Origin of the sequence: Pedobacter cryoconitis, assembly GCF_003259615.1 — a bacterium.
In the GTDB taxonomy this organism is placed as follows: Bacteria; Bacteroidota; Bacteroidia; order Sphingobacteriales; family Sphingobacteriaceae; genus Pedobacter; species Pedobacter cryoconitis.
The window spans coordinates 1-10081 of record NZ_QLLR01000055.1 but is presented as its reverse complement, the minus strand read 5'-3'; the positions used below and the strand labels follow the sequence as shown (position 1 = coordinate 10081).

9 protein-coding genes are annotated in these 10081 nt (G+C 36.5%); 3 read left to right on the top strand and 6 right to left on the bottom strand.

Annotated features, from left to right (window positions below; translation table 11 throughout):
* Positions 1 to 276 (top strand): ATP-binding protein (locus tag LY11_RS26040; protein ID WP_170132785.1); only part of this gene is annotated, 276 nt, incomplete at its 5' end.
* Between the two features lie 99 nt (positions 277 to 375).
* Here LY11_RS26040 and istA read toward each other — a convergent pair.
* Both istA and LY11_RS26030 read right to left on the bottom strand, forming a co-directional pair.
* Complete coding sequence (gene istA, locus LY11_RS26035; RefSeq protein WP_111636505.1) at positions 376 to 1875, bottom strand: IS21 family transposase; 1500 nt, start codon at positions 1873 to 1875, stop codon at positions 376 to 378.
* A gap of 266 nt (positions 1876 to 2141) precedes the next feature.
* Complete coding sequence (locus tag LY11_RS26030) at positions 2142 to 3413, bottom strand: aldo/keto reductase (RefSeq protein WP_111636504.1); 1272 nt, start codon at positions 3411 to 3413, stop codon at positions 2142 to 2144.
* A gap of 731 nt (positions 3414 to 4144) precedes the next feature.
* Between LY11_RS26030 and LY11_RS27345 the strand changes: the two genes are divergently transcribed.
* A complete protein-coding gene (locus LY11_RS27345; protein WP_111636503.1) occupies positions 4145 to 4396 on the top strand; it encodes a cysteine peptidase family C39 domain-containing protein in 252 nt (83 codons plus the stop codon).
* An 83-nt stretch (positions 4397 to 4479) separates the two neighbouring features.
* Here the strand turns inward: LY11_RS27345 and LY11_RS26020 are convergent, their stop codons facing one another.
* The 4 genes from LY11_RS26020 to LY11_RS25995 form a co-directional block, all read right to left on the bottom strand.
* Positions 4480 to 5706 (bottom strand): ISL3 family transposase, encoded by a 1227-nt coding sequence (locus LY11_RS26020; RefSeq protein WP_111636502.1) that lies wholly within the window; start codon positions 5704 to 5706, stop codon positions 4480 to 4482.
* 1663 nt (positions 5707 to 7369) lie between these two features.
* A complete protein-coding gene (locus tag LY11_RS26010) occupies positions 7370 to 8017 on the bottom strand; it encodes a DDE-type integrase/transposase/recombinase (RefSeq protein ID WP_111636500.1) in 648 nt (215 codons plus the stop codon).
* Between the two features lie 542 nt (positions 8018 to 8559).
* Entirely contained in the window at positions 8560 to 9018 is a 459-nt protein-coding gene (locus LY11_RS26000; RefSeq protein WP_111636498.1) for a site-specific integrase, read from the bottom strand.
* A gap of 69 nt (positions 9019 to 9087) precedes the next feature.
* On the bottom strand, positions 9088 to 9462 hold the full coding sequence (locus LY11_RS25995) for a hypothetical protein (RefSeq protein WP_170132782.1): 375 nt from the start codon (positions 9460 to 9462) through the stop codon (positions 9088 to 9090).
* A 333-nt stretch (positions 9463 to 9795) separates the two neighbouring features.
* On the opposite strand from LY11_RS25995, the gene LY11_RS25990 reads away from it, so the two are divergent.
* On the top strand, positions 9796 to 10081 hold a 286-nt coding region (locus LY11_RS25990; protein WP_449415915.1), incomplete at its 3' end, for an ISAon1 family transposase N-terminal region protein.

The window sequence follows — 10081 nt, the reverse complement described above, 5'->3', positions numbered from 1 at the left end:
AAATGGATTAGGGGTATCTCCGCTAATAAGCTACTGATCCTGGATGATTTCGGCCTCAAGGCGCTGAATAATGATGCAAGGATTGCTCTGCTGGATATTCTGGAAGACAGGTATGGAAATGGTGCTACCATGATTACCTCACAGCTACCAGTGGACAGCTGGTACAACTTTATTGATGAACCAACACTCGCCGATGCTATTATGGACAGACTGGCAGCTTCTGCACATAGAATCGCCCTTACGGGCAAATCTTTGAGAAAGAAAAAGAATCACTAACTTTGGAAAATATCACTCTTGCTTAGTGATGTTACGGCCGGTCTGGCTGGCGTGTTTTGCCCCGGAATAAATGGGGTACTTTAGTGCGGAATACTGGTGTCATTTCATCGGAATATCTACCTGATGATCTTCCATGTTATTTTGCAGGATTCGCCCTACAAAACGATAAGAGAAGTTGCGGTATTCAATAGCCAGTTCACAGGCTTTGGCAAAGGCCGCGGCAGGTGCCTTTTTCTGTAGACGTAGCAAGCCATCACATGTTCGGTATAATTGTTCAGGGTGCCGCGGCTGCTCGAAAAGAAGCTGTACAAGCAGGTGTAATTCAGCAGATTTCTCCTTTGCTTTTTCTATATAATAAGCAGGACTTCTATCCATGTAATGCCGGTGATGGGAGTTCAGGTGTTCTTTAATAGTCGTATATCCGGCTGGCTGGTAGCTCCTGATATGAACTGCAACCTGTTTGCCAGAAGCATAGATATAGACCATAGAACGCATGTAAACCACTTTTACACGGCCACCAACGTAGGTAAAAGGTACACTGTAATAATGCTTATCCCTACCAATATAGATGTGGTTATTGTTAGCTACTTTTGGCTCACAATAATACTTCAGTTCAAAAGTGGTTTCGGGCAAGGGACAAAGCAAATGCTTCTCAGCAGCCAGAAACCGTTCTTCTCTACACCATGGTTTTTGCTGCATCCTGGTTTGGTTATGTGTTTTTATTTTTCCCTTTATAGCCTCATTCAGTGCATCCAGAGAAAAGAATTGCCGGTTGCGTAATCGTGCATAAACCCGATTGTAGATCAGTTTGACCTGGTTCTTAACCAAAGCCTTATCCCGAGGTTTTCGCGGTCTTGCAGGAACAACTGTAATATTATAATGATTGGCAAAGTCTTCCAATGAACGGTTTACATCTGGCTCATAACGGTCTGCTTTAATAATAGCTGATTTCAAGTTATCAGGAACCAGTACTTTAGGCGTGCCGCCAATATGCTGAAGGCAGCAGCCCAATGCATGAAGGAAGTCGGCAATTCGCTGGCTGGGAACTGCCATTGCAAAGCTGTAATCGGAAAAAGGAAGGCAGGCTACAAATACCTGACAGGAAACCACCTCACCGGTAGAATGATCAATATAATGAAGGGGCTTCCCTGCAAAGTCTACGAATAGTTTATCGGCTGGCTGATGATCCAGTTTCATTCCTGGTCGGCGGGCTCGCAATTGCTGCTGCAAGTGAAAGCAGAATTGCGAATAACTGTAACCTTGCTGATAATCGATGATATACTCTTCCCAAAGGAGTTTTCTGGTTACACCAACCAGTCCCAATTGCTTCCTGTAGCTTTCCAGATGAGCGCTCAAATGTTCAAATCTGGGATCTTTATAAGCGGGATTACCTGCATGGAATTTACTTTCTAATACTGGATCTTCAAGAGCCAATAACTCAGCTACAGCAAGTTTGCCGGTGGCCAACTTGATCAAATAAGACTTTACTGTATTCTTGCTGATACCTAGAATGCGGGCAATACTTTTAATGGAATCTCCCTGCTTATGCAGGCGTAATAGTTGTTTGATCTGACTCATTGCTTTTGCTTTTCCAGCCATCAGCACTCGGATTAAGTGAAAGAATATTCACCTAAATAAACCAAAATCAAATCAATCAAGGGGTCAGTATGCTCCGGTACGACCAGTTGTTCAATAATAAGGGGGTCAGTATGCGCCGGAATGACAGGGTTCGCAAATCTGCTAGCCTAAATCAACTCATTCTTTATGCACATTTTAGTGGGGTCAGCATCGTCCAGAATATCCAATCTGTTTCCAATTAATTTAGAAAAGAGTACATTTTTAAAATCTTCTTACTAAAAGAAGACTTAAAAAAAATCTTTCATATCGTTAACATACTGTTTTTTACGCATCCCAACTAAAACATGGTCAATGCCAAGAGATAAATATTCTTTGCATAATTTGAAGGGGAGGGAATTAGTGCCTTTTGTAAGGTACTCTAAATTATTCAATTTAAGATACTTTATAGTTTTTTCCGATAATGCTTTAAGATGGTAGTTCCAGCAAATTGATTCAAATTTTTTAAATAAAAGATCAGCTTCAAGAGGGATTTTATCGTCAAATATTAAATTAATGAATGGAAAAAATAAGCCATGGAATATTTTCTCAAAAGCAGCTTTATTATCAATTTTCATCCAATTTTGTTCTAAAGCAACTAGAACTCTGATATCAGTAATGTCGGAATCATTGCCAATCTCTATCAATCTATCTTTTATAATGCCTATGCATTCATTCCAAGTCACAAAACCTTCTTTATCATTTAAATTCAAGTGACTAAGATCATGAATGACTAATTGGAGAAGGCCCTGCTGTGAATTTGCATTTAGTGGTCGGTTTCCTAAAGTCGTCAAGCCATTTTCTTTAGCAATATTTAGTAAACTTCTATTGTGATTTTTGTTGTTTAAACTGGCTTCTCGTTCAATAATATTAAATGGAAATTGAATCATCTTAAAATGATTATTTACTGAGGTCTCTTTAGAGATCAGTATTAATTTATTTATATCGGTGCTATTTGGTATTTTGTAATCCGTATGTAGAGTATTGGAGCTTACATCATAGTATCTTATAATGCCTTTCTGTACTTTATCCTCCAGAAATTCAAATGCAGTTCTTATTCTGGTATAATATTCCTTTCTATTGGGTTTATTAATTTTATCCTGAAAGTAATATTCCGGAGAGTGTAGCATAAAGCAGTCTAAAAATTTACGATTGAGCCTTCTCAAAGACGAATCAATTTGGAATTGTAGATAATCCGGGTGTATTGAATGTTTGAAATTATCAGAGATATTAACCACACCGGTTAGCGCTTTGCCATCCTTATTTAGTTCTGTTAGAATATTTATATTTTCCCCGGAGATATAGCCTGCCTTGGATATAATAAAAACTTCATTATAGTCTACTTTATTCAAAAATCTTCCAATTAATTTTTCAGATTCACCGTTCATATAATTTGATGCTGTATCGATCAAATTACATCCCTTTTGAATGGCATAACATAAAGCCTCTCTATTTTCACTAGAGTGATCACTCATTCTGTATGTTCCCATTCCAATTTTGCTTAGTTTATCTAGTTCGATCATATTGTTTTTATGATAAATTATGATTTAATTATTTAGTTTAATTGTGAATATCTACGATCAATAACGAAATAACTAGTTTGCTCTTAATGCTCTTAATGCTCTTAATGTTTTTAATATGTAATGTAATTTGCTTTGAAAACGACTATTTTTTTCTTAAAATTTTATATCATTATCTTAATTCTATTGAATATTTAATAATAAAATTATTATCGTGCAATATTAGATATATTACTGTCATTATGTTATGTATTATGATGTTATTTTAAACCCTTTTTACATGTTAATATTAAACATAATAACCTCTAATATATGAAACTAAACTTAATGGTTAAATAATGTGAGTTTGTAACTTGTGTAAGTGATTTTTTGTTAAAAATAGTACGATATTGAGCTTTGTTATTAAATTTAAATAACATAATATTGTGTAAAGACGTATGTCCTCTTTTGGAAACATTCTGACTTATCTAATAAAAAGCGTCAACAGTGATGAGAAGTTTAGAAAAAAATGTTTTTTGACCAAAGAATGATCGGTCTTTGTAAAGACCGCCAGTATAGATACGCATGTATCGATAGTTCAGATGTAATTATGATTGAAGATAAATTTCATAAGGCTGACCTTTGTAACTTTGATCTATATTTGAATGTCTGGGAATTGAATAAATCACTGCAACAGTGAGAAGTATAAAACCATTTTTCTTTAATCACTATATAGTATTAATCAAGAATTTTTAATGAATATATTTAATACAAAAAAATTTCCTTTTTATAAGCAGGTTGATCAGTATGATTGTGGGCCGACTTGTTTAAAAATAGTTTCAAAGTATTTTGGACGGAACTTCAGTACAGAGCATTTGAGAGATATTTGTAAGATTACACCTGATGGTATTACTATTAAGTCATTAATGGCTGGAGCTGAAAAGATAGGCTGGAATTGCAACAGTAAAATGAACATTCAGTTAAGCTGCAATATTTTGTTTATTTAAGTTTCTACCATATAGTGTAATCGGTAAATAGCACTGCACAGAAATCGGGAAATAAGAGTGGTTCTTCGCCAATTTTGATGCAATCATCCCATTACTGAAAGACAAACCTTCCGTCTAAGCAATTGAAATCCGCATCGACCATACATCTCACGCTTTTTGTTTTTCAACCTGTTTACACATCCTTCGACTAACCCGTTAGTCCAGTTATGAATGATGGCATTTTTCACGGCCAGAATGTCTTTCTTTAATCCATTACAAAAGCGATCTATTTTTTTCCTACCGATTAATTGAACTTCTTTTATCCACACATCTAATTGTTCGGGGCATCCTCCTTTCAAAACTGTCCTAAAGTCGATGTAAGCCTTACGAAGGCTGGCCAGAATAGGAACTTTATTTACCACTTCATCCACAATTTCTTTTTCCTTTGAGCACTCGCCCGTCTCTTTTGAAACGCCATAACCCGGATTCGTTATAAATATCGCTAGCTTTTTTAAAGGAGGAATATAATTGATCCAAATGCTAGGTTTTTTATTTTCTAATGGTTGAAGGCATGCCCTGTTCCATTTGTACTGATAAGCAGGGAACTTTATTGTAAACCACCTGGTAAAAGAGCGCTCACAACAATTCAAGCCGAGATCCTTAAGCGACTTAAACATGGCTGTAGGATTGATTTCCAAATTGACCATGTGGTTGACTTGGTTAATATACTTATTGTAATTTACACGTGTTTCCCTTTTGATCGATGGTAGTGATGATGTCAAATATTTTTTCACGGTACGCCAGTTCATTTGCATTCTCCGGGCAATGTTAGTTAGGCTATGTCCATCTTTTTTTAACTTTACCATTAACTGAAACTTCTCTTGTCTTTCAGTCATGTATAAAGAAATACCTGGCTCACTAATTGGACCAACGTCATCATGAGTATCCACACCTGCTGTGTTGGACGACATTATCTTTACATCAGCGGAAAGATTTTTTGCAACCTGCTTCAAATGACCGTATTCGAGTCTGATTTCTTCATGGATAGCATCACCAAGATTCTTTACTAAGTGAAACCTATCAGCGATTTGTTTTGCTGCAGGTATTGATTTTGTAATTGCACTTGCATAAGCTGTCGCTCTATCTCTGGTTACATATTTAACCTCTTGATGAGCTGAAAACCAATCTATAACATCATTTGAACCCCTGCTATTTAGAAGATCAATGGTGCGGCCAGTTTCTGCATTAACGAGGATCGATCCATAGTTCATTCCTTTTCGTTTTGCCCAATCATCTATGCCCACACACAACAGATTATCATGTACAGGCATGATCTAATTAACCTGAGGCAAGTATTGTTACTGACGGGAATTTGCATCAGTTTAGAAAAGTAAGCACCTTTGTTTGAAGATATCTCAATAAGTATCTGCCTTAAATACCCTGTGGCTCTTTCAGTTCGTCTAGAATATGGCTTAGTAATATCATTGCAACGTTCTGAAAATATCAACTTAGGGCATTTGAGGTTTTTACATGCGAAGCGGCGTATCTTAAGGATGATAAAAACCTTATTACCAACCATAGGAAGGTCTATAAGAGTTCTGAAAAAGAATGATCGTACAGTATGGCTATTCTTCAAGCACATGGGACATTGGGCATGCTTTCCGGGTCTTTGGGCAAATAGCCTAATTATCTATGTTTGTGTTTCTAACCGGTATATTTTGATCTTGCAGTCAGCATAAAATAAGGCTGCAAGATTTTGGTGGAGTGTGTGAGGTAGAATCAAGGTTAAATATCTGTTATTCAATCCTTTAAGTTACATAAAAATGAGATGTAAAACAAGATAAAATGACAATAAACATGCTGATTGACAAGCATTTATCTATAAATCCAAAATTCATGTCATTGCATCAAAATTGGCGAAGAACCACTCTTATTTCCCGATTTCTGTGCAGTTTTAATTACCGACTACATATTGTTCCTGGGACATGTACCCCCAATGCAGAATGTAGTCTTTTACGGTCGTACCAGGTCTCTATATATTCAAAAACGATGAGTGCTGCTTGCTCTTTATCTGCAAACTTATGCTAAACACATTCAGCTTTAAGTGTTTTGAAGAAGCTCTCTGCCACAGCATTATCCCAACAATTTCTTTTCTGCTCATGTTCATAATGATGAATGGAGTTTTTTTAGTAAACCTTTGAATTCATTGCAGGCATACCGAACTCCAGGGTTAGAATGAAAGATATGTCTCTGTGTTATCGGACATGTTCTTGTTACCGTTTTAAATGCAGGTGTCACTGTATCAGCTACCTTCATCGTTACGCTTAATGCCTAGCCTATTATTTTTCTATCACCAAGATCTATTACTGTGGTCAGATACAACAAACCTTGTCCAGTTCTGACGTAAATAATGGATGTGATGTTTTAAATCACATCTATTTACTCTATATCAAGTCTATTTCAATTGTATGGATGCCATTCTAATTAAAACTTGCTCAAAGTGGTTCGACCTTAGCACGGCTGGGGGTACTTTGCAGGAGAGGAACAAGATGTGTGCTTTTAGAAACAAAGGAGACATACATCAATAAGCAAGAAAAAAGGAATTTTTGCAATTGGGTGTTGGCTAATGGTAAGGTAGACAATATTAAGCATTTCAAATATATATTTGATTTGATTGAACCTTTAGTTTGAATCAGAGAATTGGCTTAGCTGTATTTTTACTGTAATCCCTCGCTAATATCACGATAACTCAATCTTGTCATAATTAACCTAAACCTTCAAATAGAAAGCTTTCCAACACGTATGTACCCAAATGAACTTGTAACCCTCCCTTTTTTCGAACCGGTTTAGGAGGCGAGAATTCAAATCTATATATTATTTCTTATCCCTCAGCATGCAGTCGACTCGGCAGGAGTTGACTGCATGCTGAGGCTCCATTGTGCTCTATATTCCAGCGGCGTTTTACCCTACAAAGCTTCATGTGGCCTCTTTGAGTTATAATCGTTTACCCATTCCTCCTAGTAGCTGTACTTGCGTTATATCATCAAATAAATACGCATCCAGAATACTTTCCTTGAAGCTGCGATTAAAACGTTCTATATATCCATTTTGCATAGGCCTTCCGGGCTGTGTATATCGAATTTCAATGTGATTATCCTTGCACCAGGTACTGAATTCCTTACTTATAAATTCTGGTCCATTATCAACTCTGATATATTTTGGTTTTCCTTGCTCGCAAATGACTTGTTCCAATATTCTGGTTACTCTTACCGCCGGCATCGAATGAGCAACTTTAATAGCAATGGCTTCCCGGTTAAAATCATCTATGACATTTAGTGTCCTGAACTTTCTTTGATTGGTCAGCACATCATTCATAAAGTCCATAGACCACATTTCTTCAGGATTATCCGGACGTAACAGCGGAGTTTTTACCCGCGCTGGTAAACGCTTGCGTACTTTCCTTCTTTGATTTAATCCTAGTAATAGATACACGCACCTGACTCTTTTATAATTCCATTTATAGCCCTGTGTACGGATTCTTCCATAGTATAGATCCTGTCCTTCAGTTGGATAAGCCAAAGACAATTCCTGAAGTTTAGCTATGATTTCTGAATCATCCTTTATCTTTTGATAATAATACATGGATTTCGGCAGCTATCGGGCGATAGTTGAAAAAATGGTTTAAGCTGATTTGATTTGAAATGATCTATGCCCTAATCTACATCCTGATATTTCAGGAGGAAGTAAGTGATTGAAAATAAGGTATTTAATACATTGATTCGGCATCCTGCCACCCTGACTTGACAGGACAAATAAGATTCATTCTCGTTTGCCCTGTTTTTGTATAGACCAAAATCAATTATAAGGCTAAATACACCAAATAGTTCAAGGTGAGAATAACCTAAGGAAACTCCTTCCTCAAATTTATAAATATATTTTAAACGGTTGAAGGAAGTACAACCGTTTTAAGCTGTCCGTCTGCATCAAATAACAACTGCTTGGAGAGGTTCATTTTTTTACTGATCCCACTCTTTGATCCTAGCATATCTTTGTGTCGTTCGGATATTCTTATGTCCGAGCATTTTACTAACTTCTTCTAGAGGGAAATCCATAGTGTTAAGCATTAATCGGCAAAGGTATGTCTCGCCAAATGGCTATTAAGAGGTCGACCAATGCCACATAGGTCAGAAAGCTCCTTTAAATAGCAATTGTACCTGAAATTGCTGTTTTACTGGGATTAATCTTTTATGAAATTTGCTATAAGGATCGTCCTTATATTTAGTGATAATTTCAGCGATTATTGGGAGAATCGGCACCATTTCGTTGACTTTTGTTTTACCTCGTTCCTTGATTAGCCACTTTTCATTTTCTGCCCCGACTTTTACAATGTTTTTGGGTGATAGATTGTATATATCTTGGTAGGCGAAGCCAGTGAAACACTGAAATATAAAAGCGTCACGTACTTTTATTAGCCTGTCGATACTAACATTCTTGCGCCAGATATTTTCTACTTCAAACAATTCTAAAGGTAGAATTTCAGGCTTTTCTGCTCCACATCTGAATTTCTCTATCGGATTTTTAACAATCCATTTATTATTTTCAGCGATGTTGAGCAACTGTTTAGTGTTTTTAATCTGCTTCATAGCTGCCGCCTCCTGAATGGATGGATTTCTTTTAACAATTAAGAACGTGTGAAATTTTTGAGCAAAGGACTAGTCTATTTCTGAAAGCTCAAGATCCTCCGATTTAAAAGTGTGAATAATAAATTCAGCTATCTTTTTCTTTGTGGACTTCCACTGTTTTAAAGTTTCCTTTGATCTCAGGTTTTTTTCCACTAGTAAAGTGAAGCCATCAATATGAAGAGAGGCTAGTTCCAGCAAGGTTGGAATCTTATCTTTTGTTTTTTCTTTTCCTTCATTATGATCCGTAGAAAGGTTTATATAACTGTTCCTCAGCATTAAAGGACTTACTACCTCATGCATTGATTGTAGTATGGTAAAATGTTTTTCAAGCTCACATTGTATCCTGTTTAATGCGAAATTGATACTTTTTACATCTGGACAAGGCAAGACCCTTTTCTTTTCCATATCCCACCTATGACTAGGGATTTTTTTGCTGTAGAAAACTCTATCTGTTTTCCATCAATGGAAATTCTACAGATAATAGGGGCATAGCCATTGATGTCAGCTTTTGATTTACGGTGCCAAAAAAGAATGGACAGGTTTTAATTACTTTTCATTTCTCAATCTGTTAAAGTTAAAAACTTGTTTATGACCGGATAATCCGGTAAAAGCTTGCTCTTTAGTAATTTGGAATCAAATGAATCTTTTTGACTGGTGCCCAAACTTAGGGATCAATGCCAAAAGTTGTGGAGCAAGGTTTAAAATTATAGCTTTGTGTACTTATAATTGTTTGTATTTATGCCATCTGCTACGCAATCTTTACTGAGGCTATTTCTACCAGAATTTATCCTGGAGAATTTTGAATTTACCAATGTGATCGAAGATCCCGATACTTTTCACATCCAGTTAGAAGAGCTCAATAACCTTCCTATAGAGTGGAATTCGATCAAGGTTCAGTCCAAAGGTTTTTTTTCAGAGATTGTGGTGCAGGATTTCCCTATTCGAGGTCATAAAGTCTTTTATCACATCAAGAGACGGCGCTGGATCAATCTGGAAAGCGGTAAGGTGATCTACCGGGATTGGA

What these genes read in the sequence shown, in the direction of transcription:
- istA (WP_111636505.1), bottom strand. Translation starts at nt 1,875, where the DNA reads ATGGCTGGAAAAGCAAAAGCAATGAGTCAGATCAAACAACTATTACGC.
- LY11_RS26030 (WP_111636504.1), bottom strand. Translation starts at nt 3,413, where the DNA reads ATGATCGAACTAGATAAACTAAGCAAAATTGGAATGGGAACATACAGA.
- LY11_RS27345 (WP_111636503.1), top strand. Translation starts at nt 4,145, where the DNA reads ATGAATATATTTAATACAAAAAAATTTCCTTTTTATAAGCAGGTTGAT.
- LY11_RS26020 (WP_111636502.1), bottom strand. Translation starts at nt 5,706, where the DNA reads ATGCCTGTACATGATAATCTGTTGTGTGTGGGCATAGATGATTGGGCA.
- LY11_RS26010 (WP_111636500.1), bottom strand. Translation starts at nt 8,017, where the DNA reads ATGTATTATTATCAAAAGATAAAGGATGATTCAGAAATCATAGCTAAA.
- LY11_RS26000 (WP_111636498.1), bottom strand. Translation starts at nt 9,018, where the DNA reads ATGAAGCAGATTAAAAACACTAAACAGTTGCTCAACATCGCTGAAAAT.
- LY11_RS25995 (WP_170132782.1), bottom strand. Translation starts at nt 9,462, where the DNA reads ATGGAAAAGAAAAGGGTCTTGCCTTGTCCAGATGTAAAAAGTATCAAT.